We start from the raw sequence: 18,849 nt of genomic DNA on the forward strand, positions 1-18,849 counted from the left end.
AAGGGCTCATGATTTTACAATTACGTGAATTGTTAATATAATCACCATTTTTTCGAAGAAACTATAACGGCGATTTATAGAAGAAAGGAGCAGTATGAATACTCTATTAACTCTTATCTCAACCGTAATTTTAACTAGTAATATAACCTCAAGCACACCTTCGTTTGCAGCAAGGTCAGATTCAGATATTAATAGCAAATTGCAACATTTGAGCCATAAAGCACCCCAATTGAATAAAAATGTTTTAAGACTTGCATTAACTGCGTACCAAAACGCAAGTAAAAGAGGCTCTGTTAAAAAGCCTGTACTTACAGTAATAGATTATTCCTTACCCTCAAACAAACAACGAATGTGGGTATTCGATATTCGTAAAGAACGTCTTTTATATAACACTTATGTGGCACACGGAAAAAATTCGGGTGTGAATAAGGCCAGTCATTTTTCCAATATTCCTTCAAGCAAACAATCAAGCTTAGGTACCTACATTACAAAAGACACCTATATAGGGCATAAAGGATATTCGCTTAATTTACAGGGCTTAGATAAAGGATTTAATGACAATGCATTAAGTCGACGTGTAGTAATACATGGAGCTTGGTATGTAGAACCTGATTTCATAAAGCGAGCAGGTCGCGCTGGGTTATCCTGGGGGTGTCCTGCGATCGCTCAAACTTTAGCAAAACCCGTAATTAATACAATTAAAAATGGGTCTGTGATTTTCGCCTATTTTCCTGATAAAAAGTTTTTATCTCGATCAGGCTATTTAGTAGCATAAAAAAAAGCCAGGGCATAAACCCTGGCTTTCGCAGTCATCCGTATAAGAACGTTTAAGTTCTTATTATCATCCATGATAAATCATATCCATATGATTACAATTCCATTTGTGTGACTTATATCCATACAAGTCATGTTTAAAATTTAGCATAGATAATGAGAAGCGCAAGCAGACCTCAGTGTCTTTCCCTAACAAATTTTAAGTGGCTCAAAAAGCATATTCGAAAAATTTTGGTTAAAAAACAGGATGTTATGAAAAATGACTATAATCTAGGGCAAAGAAAGCAGCAATTCTCTTTGCTTGAATTGAGAAATCTCTTACACGAGATCGAGCAAAAAAAACGTGCTGCATTTTCAATAAAGCGTATTATTTTTAACTAAAAAACTAAAACTAATAACAGTCTTTACATACAAGTGCTTGATTATGTCAAAAGATGTGGTAGTTTATTCAGCATCTAGATTACGCTTTAGAGCAAAATGATGGACAAACAACCGTTAACTACAGTAAAAAAAGATAAACTAAATGTCATAGATTGGCTTATTGAACATTTTCCAAATGCCTTTTTTAAAAAAGGGAATCAGATCAAACCTCTAAAAATTGGAATATTTGACGATATCATCGACTTCTACGAACGACTAGATACCCCGCCTTTTAGCAAAAAAGCGATACGTGAGGCTTTAAGCTACTACAGTGCTTCACCAGCTTATCTAAACTGCCAAAAAGAGAACGCTGCGCGTATTGATATTTATGGGAATGAAGTAGATGTAGTCACACAAGAACAAGCCAGATACGCTCATCAGCGTTATTTGGAGCGTTATAACAAGAAACAAATTTCCGAAAAAAATCAGAATACCCATAGTGACACATAACGAAATCTCAAGAATCTAAGACTGGCTTTTTTAATTCCAGTCTTAGATAAGTACTAGCTCGTTTATTATTATTGAAAAGCCATCAAATAATTAACTCTTACATCCGACCCTAACGTAGCTTTTCTCAGAAAAGGGTTGTAATCCATACCTTTCAAATCTATTAAATTAAAGTCCCAAGGACGAGCCATAGCACACAACTCACTGGGTTTTATAAATTTTTTATAATCATGGGTCTGTTTTGGCAATAAATTCAATACATACTCAGCAGCAATAATTGCAGTAGCATAGGCTTTAACTGTTCTACTGATTGTTGATACAAATAAAAACCCATGAGGCTTTAGTAACCGTCTACAATGTTCAAAAACAAGCTCAGGATTTTCTACATGCTCCAACATTTCCATGCAGGTAATAACATCAAAACTTTGATCTTTATATGTTTCAACTGAAGTACATTGGTAGTTAATGTTCAAATGATTTTTTTTTGCATGTTCTTTTGCTACAGAAATTGCTGTAGGTTCTGCATCGATACCAGTAACATTTGCTCCAGTACCTGCCATAGCTTCACATAAAATCCCACCGCCACAACCAACATCCAAAACATTTAAACCATTTAAGTGAACATGTTGCTTAATAAAATCCAGTCGGATTTCATTGATATCATGAAGTGTTTTCAATGGCCCTTCTTTATCCCACCATAAGTTAGCATGCTGAGCAAACTTACTAATTTCTTGAGAGTTAATTGTTGATTCAGAATTACTCATATTTTAATAAATCCAGAGGTTTAAAAAAATTGATCACGTGTTGATTCGTGATAAAGCTCACATTATAGGGATGTTCTGCAATAAGTCCTATAGGCAATTTATTCTGAGCTGCGGTTTCTGCTATTTTACCTAATAAAATTAGCTGAACATTAGGTTTAACTTGAACTAACTGCTCCAACAGACTTTGGATAAAAGGCTTCCATTGGCGAGCATGATAAGGAACTTTACCCTCACTATAGACCAATGAGGCATTGAGCAATAAAATACCTTTATTCATCATCCCTTCAAACAATTGTTGGGCCGTTTGCACCAGACCATTTTTATCCAGTAAGGCTATATCAGCTTGTGACGTATTAAAACCTAAATCGCCACGGGCACAAAGCATCATTTTTATCCAATTACGCAAAGAAGTTGCCCTATTAACTGTTTTACTTAAACCGGTCGAACTCCATAGGTCCGCAACGGAGTTATCCCAAAAAGCATATCCATTTGCTGAATCTTTACGAGGATATGGGGATTCTCCTAATAAAATGTATTGAGTTCTTGTCAACGGTAAATTGAACGCCGCAAGTAATCGTTCTGCGCCCGGCAACCAATTTTTATCATGAATTAACTGAAACAAATAATTCTGATCCATCGTTTTCAATGCTGTGATTAGAATTTCCTTCCACTCAGGATGGCAAATATTTAAAAAAATTTGATATTCCACTTTTGTACTCGGTATCAATACTTCTAACGACTCTTCCAATATAACTCCCTTTTCTATATAATGACCGCAATTTGCACAATCATATAAAAATTATGAGCACCAACGCAAAAAATGCAGCAAATCTAACTAGCGATGCACTTCATAATCGTAACTGCTATACTTATTTTCTTCAATTAAAAGCTGCAATTGGCCAATGCCCTATTGCGCAACTCCCGCCTGAATTTTCCAAATTACACACTGTGATGAAGCAACCGTATAATAATGCTTATCCCTATGGTAATTTATATTCGTCTTGTATCGCTGCTTTAGAAACGTATATTGAGAACAATCCAGCAGAACAAGTTAAAAAGCTGGATGAATTAGTTTTAGCGATTTACCACAATGACAACAAGATCCTCGAAGAATCTTCTGATTGGATAAATGATATTGGTGCCAAAATACATCCTCGGAAATCCAATGTAGAAAAAAAAATTCAAAAAACAATAAAAGACATTGATAAAAAAGTTAATCGACACTCTCCCCATAGCGAAGGTGGAATTTACCGTCGTCTTTATTCTTTATTTTCGGATGACTTTAAACCCCAACAAGAAACCAATCTGCCAACCATCAAAAACTTTTCCTATCAGGACCCTTCAGATCCAACAGAGTATCGTTTCAGCACCCAAGCCCAGCGCCATAGTGGGAAAACTCGCATCAGCCCTCTTTTTAAACGTTGGTTAGAAATAAATGCCGAAAGATCGAATAAACAAATATGTCATATCTATTTTAATAATTTGGGGTTAGATCGAAGTAAGTATGATATAGCTGGAGCTAAAGAAAGAGATTTAACTCTAGCACTACATATACTTGAAGACGATCCGAGCCTCAAGGTCTTAGTCATTACCCTTCCAGCAAATGAAGGTTTAATGGAGTCCTCCGACTTCGAAAAAATAGATGATACTTTATCCACCAGAGCTGTATTTAATGAATTTCTAGATATAGCAGGAGAGAGAACAAATAAAAAAGTCGTTTCTGATTTCCACATTAGCACCGCCGCAAGAGCATTATTGTTTGGGACTGATGAACAGCAAATTTTAACAAATCTACTTTTGGAGAGTTTTAAGGCACAAGGCCTTATCCATAGAAGTTCTATATCTTCCGCAGAAAAACAAGCAGTTTGGGTGCACTTCATCAAATATGAGCTCCCCAACTACATCATAAAAAAAGTCCATCCTAAAAGTTTCAATTTTTCTTGCAAAGATGCAATAGATCGTGGCGCCCTATCATCTACATACTATAATTTGATGAAGTCCTTTAGGTTAGAAAAACCTATAACTAAAAAAGAATTCGAGCGTTCTTTAGATGCAGCAGCTGCAAATGTAAAAGGAAGAGGTATGAATTTTCATCGAAAAATCATATGGAACGCTTTAAATACGTATGTCAATGCAAATTACTCAGATTTAATTATGAACAAGAAGAAATCTTGGTTAATTCACTGGCGGGATATGAACTGCCCTGAGATACAAACAAAGAAACTTCTTAAAAAAAGACTTAAACAAACTCAAGAACAATTTGAAAAGCTACCCGAAGGAAACATTAAGCGAGTGGGTCTTGATTTATTAAATAATGTAGCGAAGTTAAATCGGCAAAAGTCGGGTAGCGACGAGCTCATACTCGAAATCATTTCCCGTACTTCTGAACTCGTAAATACTCCGTCTAAAGAGTCCATTGAAATCTACCAAACACTAACCGATGCCCTAAAAATAAATCATCCCATTTTATATGAACTCGCAGGCATAATGGTGTCCTTACTGGGCTATATACTTCTTATTCCTACTTTGGGATTCTCTGAGGGAATGATTGATAAAGGAACTTCCCTACAAAACAAAGGATTATTCTACGAAAGCAGAAATAAACTGGGCGAAGAAATAGCAGAATTTACTTCAACGCTACAGAGCTAAAAATTGCGCTACTTTTCCCTAGCACCATTGTCTTAAAATAACTCCATGAAAACAAATTTTTTACTTGCTTATTCATGTCTTGTGGTTAAAAATAGAATTTACAGGGAGATTCTTAAACACAGGGAGCTAGTGTTATGTCTATTAAAGAACAAGAACTTGATGTACTTATAAAGAGTGATACAAACCTCTCTAATACTAATAGAGTCGTTATTGAAAAAGCTTTATCACAGATGAACTTCTCCGATGCGGCAAAAGAATTATTACTCAACCCAGATTCACCTGAACATGACCTAGATAGTCTTCAAAGTATTGCTTTAACTCAACAACACTTAGCCCAAGTCAAAAAAAGCTTGGGGGAAATAGTGGAAAGTTTACAAGATAATCCAAGCCTTATTTCCCGTGCGGCTGCGTTTTGGGGAGAGTTGCCTTTATGGCAGAGAATTATAGGTGGGGTTGCCATATCAGGACCAACCTTAATCATAGGTGCAGCAGCTCACATTGGATTTCTAGTTACAATTAGTGGTGTAAGCGCCTTAGCATACACTACCAGCGGTATCGTTCTTGATGACCATCATTATCATACGAGAAACATTGCTCAAAAATTAAAAGAAGGGATTTTTGGGGTCGCAGAGATCCTTGAGTTAACTATTGGTGCATTAGATGCTATTCGTAAAAAACTAGCCGTTGAAATCGAACGATTTAAAGAAGAAAATGAAAAATTAGCTAGAAATATTTCAAGGTTGAATGAAGAAGTTGAAACATTGAGCGCTCAAGTTGAAGTGTACGTAGAAACCGAAAAATTACTTCGTAAAACAAAAGACGAGCTTGAAAAAACAGCAGCCTCTTTAAAACTGGATGTTGAAAAACAAAATAAGCAATTTGAAACAACCCAAAAAGAACTTATGAAAGCTCGAGATGAGCATTCAAGAAGTCTGGTGTTATTGTCCCAAAAAACATCTGAGTTATCTGAGGTACGAATATCTATGGGGGCTGAGGTAGAAAAAGCTAAAAAGATTGCTTCCACTTTAGAGGGTACCGTAAGAATTCTATCTAGCACAGCTATAACTGATTCAAATCAAAGGCTTTCTTTTCAAGAAAAACTTAATTCTTTCTTGGATAAAAAAGCAGCAAGTTTCGATCAGGTAGCAGAGCGTATTTGCAAAGTAGAATCTGAACTTTTAGAAGTTAAATCCGAATTGAAAGCAAGTACAGAACGTTTTAATAAGTTACTCGAACTTCAAGAAAGGCAACTTCAGCGTCTACAAAGTCTGGATAAACGTGTTGACTCCAGTGTTCATCCAGAACTGAACCCTGTCAAAACTGAGGAACAAACCAAACCAGAGGGGTTGCTTAGTAAACTCGGTTTCATGGCATTACCTCAAATATGGCCTATAAATAATCCGTCTCCAGCTCCAAAACAACAATCTTCAGTACCCTAATAAAAATTTTTTTGAATGGAATGCATCCTCCAGGCATCATTGGATGGAGGATGAAATGATCGGATAGGAGCGAATTGCGTGCATTTTTTCTTTCTGGCGCAATAGGACAATAGATTGTTAAGCCACCTAATTTCAGCTATTCTGTATTTTTAGCATTAAGCCAAAACCCGTGATTAAATCATATAATAAGCTGATAAATATAATAAAAAACAAACAAAGCATGATGGTGAAACAACTCCATCAATTTTGTGAGATTAATTCTGGGACTACGAATTTAGTTGGATTAGCCTCCATGGCTAATCTACTGAAGGAAGTCTATCTGCCCCTTGCAGATACAATTGATAAAAAAAAATTGCAACCCTTCTCAGTTATTGATATGTGCGGAACTACTTCACTCCAAAGTTGTGGGAATGTTCTATTCATCAGAAAACGGCCCCACTTAAAACGTCGTGTTTTACTTTGTGGACACATGGATACTGTATATGCTGTCAATAATCCATTCCAGAAATTAACTTATATTAATGATAACTGTATCAACGGGCCCGGTGTTACTGATATGAAAGGTGGGCTTATTGTGATGTTGCATGCCTTATCTGCTTTTGAACTGAACGACTGCGCGACAGAACTGGGTTGGGATGTTTTAATTAATGCAGACGAAGAAATTGGATCACCAGCATCCAGCATACTTTTTGATAAACTGGCATCTAATTACCAAGCAGCTCTGGTATACGAGCCAGCCATGACCGCAAATGGAACTTTAGCTAAAAATCGTAAAGGAAGCGGAAAAATAACACTCATCGCTACTGGCAAAGCAGCTCATGCAGGACGTGATTTTGCAGAAGGACGAAATGCAATTTGTTACTTAGCTGAAGCGATAAGTGCCATACACGCTCTTAATGGAAAGCGTAATGGAGTAACCATCAACGTAGGAAAAATCGCAGGTGGCGAAGCACTTAACGTAGTTCCTGACAAAGCGGTAGCGCAACTTGACATTAGAATCAGTCTTCCTGAAGATGAATTTTGGGTACGAAGCGAACTTGATAATATTGTTGTTCAATTAAAACGTCCAGACTATTCTTTAAGTATACATGGTATATTTGGTAGGCCCGTTAAACGTGTGTGCTCAGGTACAGAACGTCTGTTTCATCGTATTCAACATTTAGGACAAGAGCTCGGTTTATCTATAGATTGGAAAGATAGTGGGGGCTGCTGTGATGGAAATAACTTAGCACAACACGGTTTACCCGTCCTAGATACACTGGGAGTCAGGGGAGGAAATATCCACAGTGCAGATGAATATATACTACTCGATAGTCTGTCTGAACGTGCTGCACTCAGCGCCCTACTCTTACTCGACCTTGCTCAAGGTGGCTTAGAGGATTTAAAAAATGATGCTATTTCGTAGTGCGTGCAATACAGATTTAGATGCCATTCATCATTTGGCCGAAGAAAGTGGTGTAGGAATCACGACACTTTCTAAAGATAAGGAAATATTGGCAAAACGACTTCACTGGTCCACTGATTCATTTAAAAAAAATGTTGAAAAACCAAATAATGAATATTATCTATTTGTTTTAGAAAACCCTAAAAGTAAAAAAATAATCGGTGTTTCAGGAATTGAATCCTATACCGGTCATGAGGCTCCTTTCTATTCTTATAAAATTTCCAAACGTACCCGAATTAGTCGCTCATTAAATATTCGTAGTGATTATGAGGTTTTAAGCTTAGTGAATGATAATCAAGGCCGAAGTGAAATCTGCACGCTTTTTTTAGAACCGAAGTATAGAAAAAATAAAAATGGTTTATTGCTATCCAAAGCACGTTTCCTATTTATCGCCCAGCATCCTGAACGTTTTGCCTCAACAGTAATTGCTGAAATGCGGGGAATCTCAGATGCTAAGGGTATATCACCTTTTTGGGAAAATGTGGGAAGCCATTTTTTTCATATGTCTTTTGCAGATGCCGATCGACTTACTCTAGCAACTGACAAACAATTTATAGCTGATTTAATGCCACGAAATCCTTTATACATTAAATTGCTGTCGCTGGAAGCCCAAGCGGTAATTGGACAAGCCCATCCTTCCACCCAAGCAGCTATGAACATCTTATTAAAAGAAGGTTTTCGATATAATAAGTATATTGATATTTTTGATGCTGGCCCTACCCTTGAGGTTCCCTTATCACAAATTAAAACCATCGAACTTAGCCAAGTAGTAACCATTAAAAATATTAGTGATGAGGTGAGTAGCACTAGTTATTTATTATCAAATACCCAATTGAATTTTCGAGCAACTATTAATAGTGCGCTAGTCAATAAAGAAAATAATACCTGCATTATTAGTAAAGAAACAGCTAATCTCCTCCAAGTCAAATGCGGAAATCAATTACGAATAGCTCCTTTACAATGTGAGAGTGGAGAGGTAAATGACTAAAGGTGAAATCATCTATGGAAAAGGACAATATATTAATGGTCAATGGATAAGAGGTCATGGAACTACACTTGAATCCATAAACCCTAGCTATGGTAGCTTACTTTGGCAAGGCACAAATGCTACAGCTCAAGAAGTTTCAGCTGCCTCTGACGCAGCACGACAAGCACTTTCTCCTTGGTCCTCTTTGGATTTCGAAAAACGAGCCCATTATACCCACAAATTTGCACAAGAAATTGATAAAAATCGTGATCATCTAGCACACCTAATCGCTTTAGAAACGGGAAAACCTTTATGGGAAGCTCATACTGAGGTCAATGCTGTTATAGGAAAAATTAATTTATCCATACAAGCATACCATGAGCGAACTTGGACAAAAATAACCAAAACCACAGAAGCTAATGCATGTCTTCGTTTTAAACCCCAAGGGGTCGTAGTGGTGCTTGGCGCATTTAATTTCCCCGCCCATTTAAGTAATGGACACATAGTTCCAGCCCTTCTTGCAGGCAATACAATTCTTTATAAACCAAGTGAGCAGACACCAGCGGTCGCTGAATTTATTATGCAGTGTTGGCATGAAAGCAAAATACCCCCCGGAGTGATTAATTGTTTACAAGGCGATGCCTCTTGTGGGAAAGCTTTACTTTCACAAGATATTCAAGGCGTATATTTTACAGGGAGTTATACAACGGGGTTACGCATCCATCAACAATTTAGCGATAAACCTGAAGTAATTTTAGCTCTTGAAATGGGTGGAAATAATCCTTTAGTCATTGATGAAATTCCTGATCTTCATGCGGCCATCTATCATACTTTGCTCTCCACTTTGCTTACGGCGGGTCAACGCTGCACCTGCGCACGACGCGTCATTATTCCGGACACACACCAGGGTGATGAATTTTTAAATAATTTTATCAAAACATGCTCATCTCTTAAGATTGGCCCTTTTGATAAAACACCAGAACCCTTCATGGGCCCCGTTATTAGTCATGCACAAGCCACTAAACATCTTCAGAGTCAAAAAAAACTGGTTGACTCGGGTGGCTCTTCCCTCTTACCAATGACTTTACTTGCTGAACAGACTGGCCTACTGTCACCAGGCATAATTGATATGACACACTTTGAAAATCCCCCAGATGAGGAAATTTTTGCTCCTTTAGTGCAGATATATCGTTACAATCATTTTGATGAAGCCATCAAGTTGGCTAATCAAACCCGTTACGGTTTAGTTGCGGGCTTGATTAGTAATAATGAACAGCACTATGATCAATTTTATCAACAAATACGCGCTGGATTAATTAATTGGAACCGACCTACAACAGGAGCAGCCAGTAGCCTTCCATTTGGAGGGGTTGGGCTAAGTGGAAATCATAGGCCCAGTGCTTATTTTGCCACAGATTATTGCGCTTATCCGGTTTCCAGTATGGAGCAGCCAGTTCTAACAATGCCTGAACAAATTTTGCCTGGTATTGTATTGGGTAAATAAAATTATGTGGAAAATTCTAAACTGTCTAAGTAAGGTAAATCATTGGGGCATCTATGCCTAACTTACCCATTGAGTTTCCGCTTAGTAATTACTTTAAAAATGGATAATTAGAAATGAATGTTTATGAATTAAACATGGATGGCCTTGTCGGACCCTCCCATAATTATGCCGGGCTTGCGCAAGGCAATATTGCCTCCTTCTCGAACGCACTAGCAAGTTCCAATCCTCAAGCAGCTGCTTTGCAAGGCTTAGAGAAAATGCACCTACTTCATAAAATGGGCCTCCAACAGGGTTTACTTCCCCCCCACCAACGCCCTAATCTTGAACTACTTTACCAATTGGGTTTTTGTGGTACACCGAAAGAACAAATTAATAAAGCCTACAGAACAGCCCCGGATCTTCTCAGTGCTTGTTATTCAGCTTCCAGTATGTGGTCAGCAAATGCTGCCACAATTTCCCCAAGTACTGATACCCAAGACCACAAAGTTCATTTTACAGCAGCAAATCTTGTAAGTAATTTACACCGACATCATGAAGCTGATTTCTCCAAAAAAATTCTGGAATTTATTTTCTCAAACTCAGATTACTTCCATCATCACCCTATTCTACCTCGATCAACCATTATGGGAGATGAGGGTGCTGCGAATCACAGCCGCATCTGCCAGAGCTACAATCAACCTGGAATTCATCTTTTTGTATATGGGAAAAAAGGTTTAACAAACAATCCATTGCAACCTGGGCCAATAAAATATCCAGCTCGACAAACCCAAGAAGCATCACAAGCCATCGTCCGTCAACATCAATTATCGACAGACCATGTTGTATTCGCTTATCAAAATCCGCTCGCTATCGACCAAGGCGTTTTTCATAATGACGTGATATGTGTAGCGAATGAATCGGTCTTACTCATCCACGAACAAGCATTTCATCAGCAAGGTTCTGTCCTTAACGAATTAAACGACAAAGCTTCATTTCCCATCAATATCATTCAAATTTCAGCAAAAGAACTGAGTATAGTAGATGCTGTTGAAACCTACCTTTTCAATTCACAAGTCGTTAGCTTGCCCCAACAAAACTCTATGATGCTTATAGCTCCTTTTGAGTGTCAAACTAATTCACGTGCTAATAGCTGTATTGAGAGAATACTCTCTGATTCCTCGAATCCCATTAACTCCGTTCGCTTCCTTGATTTGAAACAAAGCATGCGAAATGGTGGTGGCCCCGCTTGTCTGAGATTACGTATTGCGTTAAATGACGAGGAACTTCAAGCAATGCATCAAGGCGTTTTAATAAATGAAGAATTATTAAAGCTTTTGAAACAGTGGGTATTAAAACACTATCGTACTGAGTTAATTGCAACCGACTTAGCAGATCCTCTGTTACTTGAAGAGTGTTTTTGTGCTCTGGATGAATTAACTGGAATACTAAAACTAGGGTCAATTTATCCCTTTCAATTAGAGAAGACTTCCTAAAATGTGGAAAACAAAACTAGGTACCTGCATTTATACGTCTCCTTCAGGTTACAAAGTATATCAAAATGCATTTTATCGATGGTTAAAACTAGGAAGTAATGCGTTACAAACCGTTATAAACCGTCATAATCCACATCAGCCAGGCCTTCATTATCTACCCGCACTCACATTAATGGCTCGAAAATATCCCGGTAGTACTTGCATGTTAGGCCTAGGTGGGGCTGGAGTCGCACTAATGCTGAAGGATATTCATTTGACTGCAGTAGATAATAGCGAAGAGGTTATCGAGATAGCAAAACGTTTTTTTATAATGGATCGTTTAAAAAATTTAACAATCATTCATGAAAATGCAATGGATTATGTACAAACAAGTGAATTTCATTTTTCACATCTCATTGTGGATCTCTACAATGCAAACCATTTTCCACCTGAATGTTCAAACAAGCAGTTTTTTGCTTCATGCAAAAAAATAATAACTGATGATGGAATTTTTGCTGTAAATCTAGCAAATATTAAAGAACAATACCCGATTTTTCAATTAATTAAACATCAATTTAGCAATACGTTGGTGATTCCTATAAGACAAAGTGCAAACATGGTAATTCTTGCTGCCAAAAATGACAGTAAAGAATTATTTATGAATAAAATAAAACACACTGATGCGTTTAAACGAATTATTTGGGTCGACTCGTGGGGTTATGTTGGAGATTATAAAAAAACTCCCTGGCAACAATTAACAACTTTTTTTAGACGATGAGTTCGGTTGAGAACCGATTATAATCTACCCCAGCGATTTCCTCCTCTCGATTTATGGAGAACTCTCATAAAACTTGTTATGAGAGATATGGGTTATTATAAAAAACTGCGAAATACTCATTTAAATTTTTTAACTACAACACAATCGCGGGGTCGAAGGAAGAGACTGTTTCAGCAAATTCATTGATGGCGCGCAGTTCTGGAGATGATTTAAATAATCCATACGCTGTGAGTCCACCAGTTAGGGCCCCTAGCATAGTGCTGGATGAGGCTACGGTAACCGCAGCAGTATAACCACTTAGAAGACCTGCAAAAAATGCCCCTGGACCTGTCCACCAACTGCAAGCCACCCCTATTGTAAATCCAATCAATGCAGTTACAGTAAGTACAATAGCGGCTGCAGCAACTGAAAGAACTGCTTTAAGAACATCTGGATATTCATCTTTTAAAATAGCTTTACAATTATGTTTAAAGTCTTCAATCGCTTTAACCTTAATTTTGGGGCTTACATTAGAATTGTCAGGCCTCGCCAATATAACTTGTGACAACTCTATTAATTCTTTATTAATTAATAAACTTTTTTCTGATGGGAGCGATTGTAAACTAATTTGGAGTGCCTCAACGTTCTCGTTCCATAAGGATAGAAGCTTTGCGCTACAATATTTACAGATTAAACCAAAAAGATTTTCTACATTTTTATCATCTTTTGCTGAGGTGATGATGAAATCAGCAAATAATTCTTTCGATTTAATTCTATCTAGTGCTTTCACATCCGCTTTGGGGGAATCGGATTTTGTTCCAACACAAATAATAGGGGCAGTAGGTACATAGTGACGAAATTCTTGAATACTTTTAAGGATTTCTTCTTCCTTAATTTCTTGGGTTAGATCAATACAAAATACCCCAACATCTGCACCTCTATAAAACATTTTTGACATTCCTTTGTATTTCTCTCGTCCAGCTGTGTCCCATATGCTCACACTGTTATTAGAGTCTATTCGCCTTGTCAAAAAATCAGCACCTATGGTAAGTGGGGCCCCATCTTCGAAATTTAGATTTGCTATTCGATTATTAAGTTGAGTTTTACCACTATCACTTTTACCAAAAAAAACGACCTTATATATCATGGTTTAACCTCAAAGTGACTTACATAACATTTTAGGGCGAGATGCATTCGAGATTAAAAAAAGTGATGCAAACTTTAGTACAAATTTCCCTTATTACATAAGTTAGCGAACGAACTAATTACTTTAGTTATAATGAAAGTACAACAAAATGAATATTGCTGCCTGAGGCTGTTTGCCTCAAGCAGTAACTAGAATTAAATTTCCATTAAATCTTTTTCTTTTTCGGCTAATAATCCGTCTATTTCAAGAATATATTTATCAGTAAGCTTTTGAATAACCTCTGTTGCGCGACGTTCATCGTCTTCTGAAATAGTTTTATCTTTGACCAAATCCTTTAATTGAGTATTCGCATCCCTTCTAATGTTACGAATGGAAACTTTCCCTTGTTCGCCTTCATTACGAACAACCTTGATCAACTCTTTTCTACGTTCTTCAGTCAATGGGGGCATTGGAACACGAATCGCACTGCCTGCTGTCGCAGGATTCAACCCCAAATCTGAAGTCAAAATAGCTTTTTCTACGGCTGCTACCATAGATTTTTCCCATGGAGTCACTAAAATTGTTCGTGAATCACTAGCAGAAACATTTGCTATTTGATTTAAGGGGGTCATAGTTCCGTAATAATCAACTTGAATGTGATCGAGCAAACCAACATTCGCTCTTCCTGTGCGAATTTTAGTCAAATCAGTTTGTAACACTTCAATAGTTTTTTTCATCCGCTTTTCTGAATCTTGCTTAATCTCATTTATCATGATTAGCTCCGACTATAGTTCCTACGCGCTCTCCAGATACAATTCTTCTTAATGCATTAGGTGCAGTCATATCAAAAACCTGTAAAGGCATACCTTGATCCTGACAAAGACAAATTGCAGTAGAGTCCATTACTTCCAAGCCTTGTGTTAAAACTTCAATATAAGTTAAATAATCATACCGTTTGGCGTTAGGGTTTTTAAAAGGATCTTCTGAATAAACACCATCGACTTTAGTGGCTTTTAAAACTACATCAGCTCCTATTTCAATAGCTCTTAAACAAGCGGCGGTATCTGTAGTGAAAAACGGATTTCCAGTTCCGGCCGCAAAAATTACAACATATCCAGTTCGCAAATGTTCAATTGCTTTGCGTCGATGATACGGGTCAACTACACCTAGCATAGGAATAGCTGACATAATACGCGCAGGCATATCAATACGTTCTAAAGCATCTCTCACCGCTAAAGCATTCATTACGGTAGCAAGCATTCCCATATGATCGCCTGTTACACGACCAACACCTGCCTGAGAAAGTGCTTTACCACGAAATAAATTACCACCACCTAATACGAGACCAACCTCAACGCCCATCTTAATTAAATCGGCTATATCCTTAGCTAATGTATCTAAGACTGAGGGATCAATACCAAATTGTGACTTGCCCATAAGGGCTTCGCCACTATATTTAAGTAAAATACGCTTATATTTTAATGGGTGACTTTCATTCATCATGTACGAACCTGAGCCATCACTTCTTCAACAAAGTTGTCTTCTTTTTTCTCGATACCTTCTCCAACTTCATAACGAACAAAAGAAAGAACTTCAGTATTCTTTTCTTTCAAAAGTTGACCTACTTTAATATCTGGATTTTTAACAAAGGGTTGACCTAATAAGCTTACTTCATCAATAAACTTGTTGATTCGACCTTCAATCATTTTATCGATAATTTCTTGTGGCTTGCCACTTTCTTTGGCTTGAGCAGTAAAAATCTCACGTTCATTTTCGATGGCTTCAGTAGATACTTGATCTTTACTTACTACAATGGGTTTGCTCGCAGCAATATGCATTGCAATATCTTTAGCAAGCTCTTCATCACCATTTTTAAGCGCAGCCATAACACCAATTCTTGATCCATGTAAATAGCAACCAATAACTCCAGTGTCGCAATGCATACGTTCTATGCGTCTTAATTTAATATTTTCGCCAATCTTTGCTACTAACTGTTGACGGGCTTGTTCTACGGTACCGCCTGATGGAAGAGGCATAGCGGACAATTCTACAATTGTTGTGGCTGAACTATTCAATGCAGCATTAGCAACTGAGTTAGCAAAGTTGGTAAAGTTCTCATCACGCGCCACAAAATCTGTTTCACTGTTTATCTCTAGCATCACTGCGCTGCGTCCATCAACAGAACGTGCGATTATTATTACACCTTCCGCAGCAACACGATCAGCTTTCTTATCTGCTTTTGCCTGGCCTGCTTTACGCATTTCAATGATTGCAGCTTCTATGTCACCATTGGTTGCTATTAGAAATTTTTTACACTCCATCATACCAGCACCTGTACGCTCACGTAACTGCATGACTAAACTTGCACTAATTGACATTTTCATTTCTCCGTATAGCAAAAAGGGGGCAAATTTAGGTGTTTAAACACCCAGCCCCCTATATGTTAAATTCTAATTATTCCCCAGCTTTTTCTGCATCTTTAGTTTGTTCAACTACTTCTACAAATTCAGCGTCAGATGAACCTACTCCTACTGTATTAGTGCCTTTAGCATCTAAAATCGCATCAGCAATACAACGTACGTAAATATCAACTGCTCTCATGGAGTCATCATTACCCGGAATAATATAATCAATATTTCTTGGGCTATTGTTGGTATCAACAACACCAATCACAGGGATTTTTAATCGATGTGCTTCTTCAACAGCAATATGCTCGAAGCCAACATCAACAACAAACAGAGCATCAGGCAAACCACCCATGTGCTCAATCCCACCTAAACCTCTTTCTAATTTTTCAAGTTCACGTGTCAGCATCAATGCTTCTTTTTTAATCATGCCGGTAAATAATCCTTTTTCTTTCATTTCTTTTAATTCTTTTAAGCGAAAAATGGATTGACGAACAGTTTTATAGTTGGTCAACATACCACCTAACCAACGATGATCAACATAAGGCATACCACAACGCTTCGCATGTTCACGAATACTGTCCTGTGCTGCCCTTTTAGTTCCTACAAATAAAATTTTTGCTTTATTAGATGCCAATCTACCCACATAATTGACAACATCATTGAGCATTACCATTGTTTTTTCAAGATTGATAATGTGAATTTTGTTGCGGGAACCAAAAATATAATCGCCCATTTCAGGATTCCAAAAACGCGTTCTGTGTCCAAAATGAGCACCTGATTCAAGCAATTCACGCATGCTTATATTCATAATTTATTCTCCAGGGTTATTCCTCCACGCTTCCCATACGAAACCCTCAAGGGACCCTATCGTATGTGCCGAACCGTGTGTGTATTTAAAGCGCGGTATTTATAACATATTCAACGAAATTCATCAATCGAATTTAGTCGCAATTCATTTTTTTTATCTTGTGCTAAGCTTTTTATATGAGCGTTCTTATTGCGTTCCGGAATATACAGTGACTAGTTTTTATATACGGTAATTTATTGAACCTAAAAATTAAGAATAAAATGTATCAATATAATCCAAACTTACATGTAAAAATCTGGTTAAGTAATAATCCAAACGTGTTTATGAATTTGGAAAATCAAATTCGTCTTATTGAAATGCGCGAAAACAATCCTAACGATACAATTCATCTAGTATATGACTCTGCATTATTGACTCATGCTTCTGTAAATTCATTAGATGAATTCTGTAAGGAACATAATATTATTACTTTGGATGCCAACACCCTACTTGCCACCCTTCAATCGGATAATGAATTGAAATTGTATAGTTTTTATAAAGAAGAATTATCTAATTTAAAATCTGGTGGGAATTTGGCCGTTGCAAGTGATATTTTAAGATGGCTGTCACCAATATTTAAAAAAGGAACTTATACAGATTTTGATTTCCCCATTGATACATCCAAACTTCCTAAGCTCATTGCAACTGAAATGCCCATACTTCTTAACATCGGTAGTTTAAAAATGGGTAGAAAAGAATTTATTCTATCAAATAATGATTTTGTTGCTATTGTAGATGAACTTGCTGCAAAAAAAGACATTGAACGCGTACAATCCGGACTTATCTCAAGACTAGCACATTATGATACCGATTTTATTGAACGAACTGAAAATGAATTAAATGCCAACAGCTTTATAAATCGCCATCTTTTAAAGTTCATGAAAAATCGTTCTGAGTCCCTTTATATAGCAAAATCCAAAGAAATCCTACCACCAGATACTTCCGATTCTTCATTAAAAATCAGAGCCTATATTAATGAAGTAATGACCGATAGAAATAAATTTTTAGATTTTAATAAAATCGAGGCGCAAGAAACCCAAGAAGAGGTGATCAAGAGATTACGGAAAGATCTCGAGACACAATTGAACCTAATTAAGTATCTTTTTTTCAGCAAAGAATATTCTTCAATTAGACGGATTTTAGAAAAAAATGATGAGAAGTTCCTAGCTTATTTAATGAATAAGGAACGAGACCTTTATATTAAGTCCATTGTGGTCTGCACTACAGGTCCAATACAAATATCAAATGCATTATTCAGTGGGTACGTTGTGGACTCCGATAAGTTCATTAAAGAGATTCAACCTCTCTCTTTCAATCATTATGGATTGCAAAATGCTTTTCGCTCACAAAATTCTATTCCCTTGCACGAAAATGTTTTGGGAATGCTCAAGTTTCTAGGTGTTGACGAAGGCGAATTAAACGATTCCTCTTGGCTGGATTCTGGAAAAAAATTACAAGCATCCCGGACAAAGTTCCTGGCTACACGTCAGAAAGAACTTGCTCAAAGTTTACCTGTTTCTTTTTTTACAATAAAAAATGATATAGAACAATACATTCAGAAAATACCGCATACATCGATCCATTTTACCTCTAAAGGAAAAAATCGTGCCAAAATAGATCTTGAGCTGGTATTAAGTTGTTTTACTCAAGAGAATGAATTTAATATCCTCCAATTCAAAAATATCCTTCATAGTATCCGTCAGCATAATGGATATACACAAAAATTAATCAAAGAACTCGATAGTCTTTGTCATAATGCAACTATTTTTAGTCTTACAAAAGATAAAAAAATAAAATTAGGAGATCCTTGGTATCACTGATTTTAAATTAATAATATTTTAAGTTCATCGTC

Annotated in this window: 17 protein-coding genes; 10 read left to right on the forward strand and 7 right to left on the reverse strand. The window is 36.9% G+C overall.

The window, feature by feature from the left end:
- Nucleotides 1–94: 94 nt before the first annotated feature.
- Nucleotides 95–775 (forward strand): murein L,D-transpeptidase catalytic domain family protein, encoded by a 681-nt coding sequence (locus HBNCFIEN_RS08595; protein WP_182390704.1) that lies wholly within the window; start codon nucleotides 95–97, stop codon nucleotides 773–775.
- A 479-nt stretch (nucleotides 776–1,254) separates the two neighbouring features.
- Nucleotides 1,255–1,644 carry a ProQ/FinO family protein gene (locus tag HBNCFIEN_RS08600; protein WP_182393655.1) on the forward strand — a complete coding sequence of 130 codons (390 nt, stop codon included), beginning with the start codon at nucleotides 1,255–1,257 and terminating at the stop codon, nucleotides 1,642–1,644.
- 68 nt (nucleotides 1,645–1,712) lie between these two features.
- Here the strand turns inward: HBNCFIEN_RS08600 and ubiG are convergent, their stop codons facing one another.
- On the reverse strand, nucleotides 1,713–2,405 hold the full coding sequence (gene ubiG / locus HBNCFIEN_RS08605) for a bifunctional 2-polyprenyl-6-hydroxyphenol methylase/3-demethylubiquinol 3-O-methyltransferase UbiG (RefSeq protein WP_182390705.1): 693 nt from the start codon (nucleotides 2,403–2,405) through the stop codon (nucleotides 1,713–1,715).
- Entirely contained in the window at nucleotides 2,398–3,153 is a 756-nt protein-coding gene (locus HBNCFIEN_RS08610; protein ID WP_370530098.1) for a uracil-DNA glycosylase family protein, read from the reverse strand. The genes ubiG and HBNCFIEN_RS08610 overlap by 8 nt, the downstream gene beginning before the upstream one ends.
- 53 nt (nucleotides 3,154–3,206) lie before the next feature.
- Between HBNCFIEN_RS08610 and HBNCFIEN_RS08615 the strand changes: the two genes are divergently transcribed.
- The 7 genes from HBNCFIEN_RS08615 (at nucleotide 3,207) to HBNCFIEN_RS08645 (ending at nucleotide 12,637) form a co-directional block, all read left to right on the forward strand.
- Nucleotides 3,207–5,054 carry a hypothetical protein gene (locus tag HBNCFIEN_RS08615; RefSeq protein WP_182390706.1) on the forward strand — a complete coding sequence of 616 codons (1,848 nt, stop codon included), beginning with the start codon at nucleotides 3,207–3,209 and terminating at the stop codon, nucleotides 5,052–5,054.
- 134 nt (nucleotides 5,055–5,188) lie between these two features.
- Nucleotides 5,189–6,493 (forward strand): LegC2/C7 family Dot/Icm T4SS effector, encoded by a 1,305-nt coding sequence (locus HBNCFIEN_RS08620; RefSeq protein WP_182390707.1) that lies wholly within the window; start codon nucleotides 5,189–5,191, stop codon nucleotides 6,491–6,493.
- Nucleotides 6,494–6,662: 169 nt separating this feature from the next.
- Nucleotides 6,663–7,898 carry a hydrolase gene (locus HBNCFIEN_RS08625; protein ID WP_182390708.1) on the forward strand — a complete coding sequence of 412 codons (1,236 nt, stop codon included), beginning with the start codon at nucleotides 6,663–6,665 and terminating at the stop codon, nucleotides 7,896–7,898.
- Complete coding sequence (locus HBNCFIEN_RS08630) at nucleotides 7,882–8,925, forward strand: arginine N-succinyltransferase (RefSeq protein ID WP_182390709.1); 1,044 nt, start codon at nucleotides 7,882–7,884, stop codon at nucleotides 8,923–8,925. Before HBNCFIEN_RS08625 ends, HBNCFIEN_RS08630 begins: the two co-directional genes overlap by 17 nt.
- Nucleotides 8,918–10,408 carry a succinylglutamate-semialdehyde dehydrogenase gene (astD, locus tag HBNCFIEN_RS08635; protein ID WP_182390710.1) on the forward strand — a complete coding sequence of 497 codons (1,491 nt, stop codon included), beginning with the start codon at nucleotides 8,918–8,920 and terminating at the stop codon, nucleotides 10,406–10,408. Before HBNCFIEN_RS08630 ends, astD begins: the two co-directional genes overlap by 8 nt.
- A 113-nt stretch (nucleotides 10,409–10,521) precedes the next feature.
- The gene (gene astB / locus HBNCFIEN_RS08640) at nucleotides 10,522–11,880 is read left to right on the forward strand and encodes an N-succinylarginine dihydrolase (protein WP_182390711.1); all 1,359 of its coding nucleotides are present in this window, start codon (nucleotides 10,522–10,524) and stop codon (nucleotides 11,878–11,880) included.
- 1 nt (nucleotide 11,881) lies between these two features.
- Nucleotides 11,882–12,637 (forward strand): spermidine synthase, encoded by a 756-nt coding sequence (locus HBNCFIEN_RS08645; protein WP_182390712.1) that lies wholly within the window; start codon nucleotides 11,882–11,884, stop codon nucleotides 12,635–12,637.
- Between the two features lie 133 nt (nucleotides 12,638–12,770).
- On the opposite strand, the gene HBNCFIEN_RS08650 is transcribed toward HBNCFIEN_RS08645, so the two are convergent.
- The 5 genes from HBNCFIEN_RS08650 to rpsB all read right to left on the reverse strand — a co-directional run bounded on the left by HBNCFIEN_RS08650 (nucleotide 12,771) and on the right by rpsB (nucleotide 16,961).
- Entirely contained in the window at nucleotides 12,771–13,763 is a 993-nt protein-coding gene (locus HBNCFIEN_RS08650) for a Rab family GTPase (protein WP_182390713.1), read from the reverse strand.
- A gap of 194 nt (nucleotides 13,764–13,957) precedes the next feature.
- Complete coding sequence (gene frr / locus HBNCFIEN_RS08655; protein WP_182390714.1) at nucleotides 13,958–14,515, reverse strand: ribosome recycling factor; 558 nt, start codon at nucleotides 14,513–14,515, stop codon at nucleotides 13,958–13,960.
- Nucleotides 14,505–15,245, reverse strand: a complete 741-nt coding sequence (pyrH, locus tag HBNCFIEN_RS08660) for a UMP kinase (protein WP_182390715.1) — start codon at nucleotides 15,243–15,245, stop codon at nucleotides 14,505–14,507. The genes frr and pyrH overlap by 11 nt, the downstream gene beginning before the upstream one ends.
- The gene (gene tsf, locus HBNCFIEN_RS08665; protein ID WP_182390716.1) at nucleotides 15,242–16,120 is read right to left on the reverse strand and encodes a translation elongation factor Ts; all 879 of its coding nucleotides are present in this window, start codon (nucleotides 16,118–16,120) and stop codon (nucleotides 15,242–15,244) included. The genes pyrH and tsf overlap by 4 nt, the downstream gene beginning before the upstream one ends.
- A 76-nt stretch (nucleotides 16,121–16,196) precedes the next feature.
- Complete coding sequence (rpsB, locus tag HBNCFIEN_RS08670) at nucleotides 16,197–16,961, reverse strand: 30S ribosomal protein S2 (RefSeq protein WP_182393657.1); 765 nt, start codon at nucleotides 16,959–16,961, stop codon at nucleotides 16,197–16,199.
- Nucleotides 16,962–17,218: 257 nt separating this feature from the next.
- On the opposite strand from rpsB, the gene HBNCFIEN_RS08675 reads away from it, so the two are divergent.
- Nucleotides 17,219–18,817 (forward strand): glycosyltransferase family 88 protein, encoded by a 1,599-nt coding sequence (locus HBNCFIEN_RS08675; RefSeq protein WP_255464170.1) that lies wholly within the window; start codon nucleotides 17,219–17,221, stop codon nucleotides 18,815–18,817.
- Nucleotides 18,818–18,849: the final 32 nt, after the last annotated feature.

It is taken from the genome of Legionella sp. PC997 (assembly GCF_014109825.1).
Taxonomy (GTDB): Bacteria; Pseudomonadota; Gammaproteobacteria; order Legionellales; family Legionellaceae; genus Legionella.

What these genes read in the sequence shown, in the direction of transcription:
- frr (WP_182390714.1), bottom strand. Translation starts at nt 14,515, where the DNA reads ATGATAAATGAGATTAAGCAAGATTCAGAAAAGCGGATGAAAAAAACT.
- HBNCFIEN_RS08620 (WP_182390707.1), top strand. Translation starts at nt 5,189, where the DNA reads ATGTCTATTAAAGAACAAGAACTTGATGTACTTATAAAGAGTGATACA.
- tsf (WP_182390716.1), bottom strand. Translation starts at nt 16,120, where the DNA reads ATGTCAATTAGTGCAAGTTTAGTCATGCAGTTACGTGAGCGTACAGGT.
- HBNCFIEN_RS08675 (WP_255464170.1), top strand. Translation starts at nt 17,219, where the DNA reads ATGTATCAATATAATCCAAACTTACATGTAAAAATCTGGTTAAGTAAT.
- pyrH (WP_182390715.1), bottom strand. Translation starts at nt 15,245, where the DNA reads ATGATGAATGAAAGTCACCCATTAAAATATAAGCGTATTTTACTTAAA.
- HBNCFIEN_RS08650 (WP_182390713.1), bottom strand. Translation starts at nt 13,763, where the DNA reads ATGATATATAAGGTCGTTTTTTTTGGTAAAAGTGATAGTGGTAAAACT.
- ubiG (WP_182390705.1), bottom strand. Translation starts at nt 2,405, where the DNA reads ATGAGTAATTCTGAATCAACAATTAACTCTCAAGAAATTAGTAAGTTT.
- astB (WP_182390711.1), top strand. Translation starts at nt 10,522, where the DNA reads ATGAATGTTTATGAATTAAACATGGATGGCCTTGTCGGACCCTCCCAT.
- astD (WP_182390710.1), top strand. Translation starts at nt 8,918, where the DNA reads ATGACTAAAGGTGAAATCATCTATGGAAAAGGACAATATATTAATGGT.
- HBNCFIEN_RS08615 (WP_182390706.1), top strand. Translation starts at nt 3,207, where the DNA reads ATGAGCACCAACGCAAAAAATGCAGCAAATCTAACTAGCGATGCACTT.
- HBNCFIEN_RS08600 (WP_182393655.1), top strand. Translation starts at nt 1,255, where the DNA reads ATGGACAAACAACCGTTAACTACAGTAAAAAAAGATAAACTAAATGTC.
- HBNCFIEN_RS08645 (WP_182390712.1), top strand. Translation starts at nt 11,882, where the DNA reads ATGTGGAAAACAAAACTAGGTACCTGCATTTATACGTCTCCTTCAGGT.
- HBNCFIEN_RS08595 (WP_182390704.1), top strand. Translation starts at nt 95, where the DNA reads ATGAATACTCTATTAACTCTTATCTCAACCGTAATTTTAACTAGTAAT.
- HBNCFIEN_RS08630 (WP_182390709.1), top strand. Translation starts at nt 7,882, where the DNA reads ATGATGCTATTTCGTAGTGCGTGCAATACAGATTTAGATGCCATTCAT.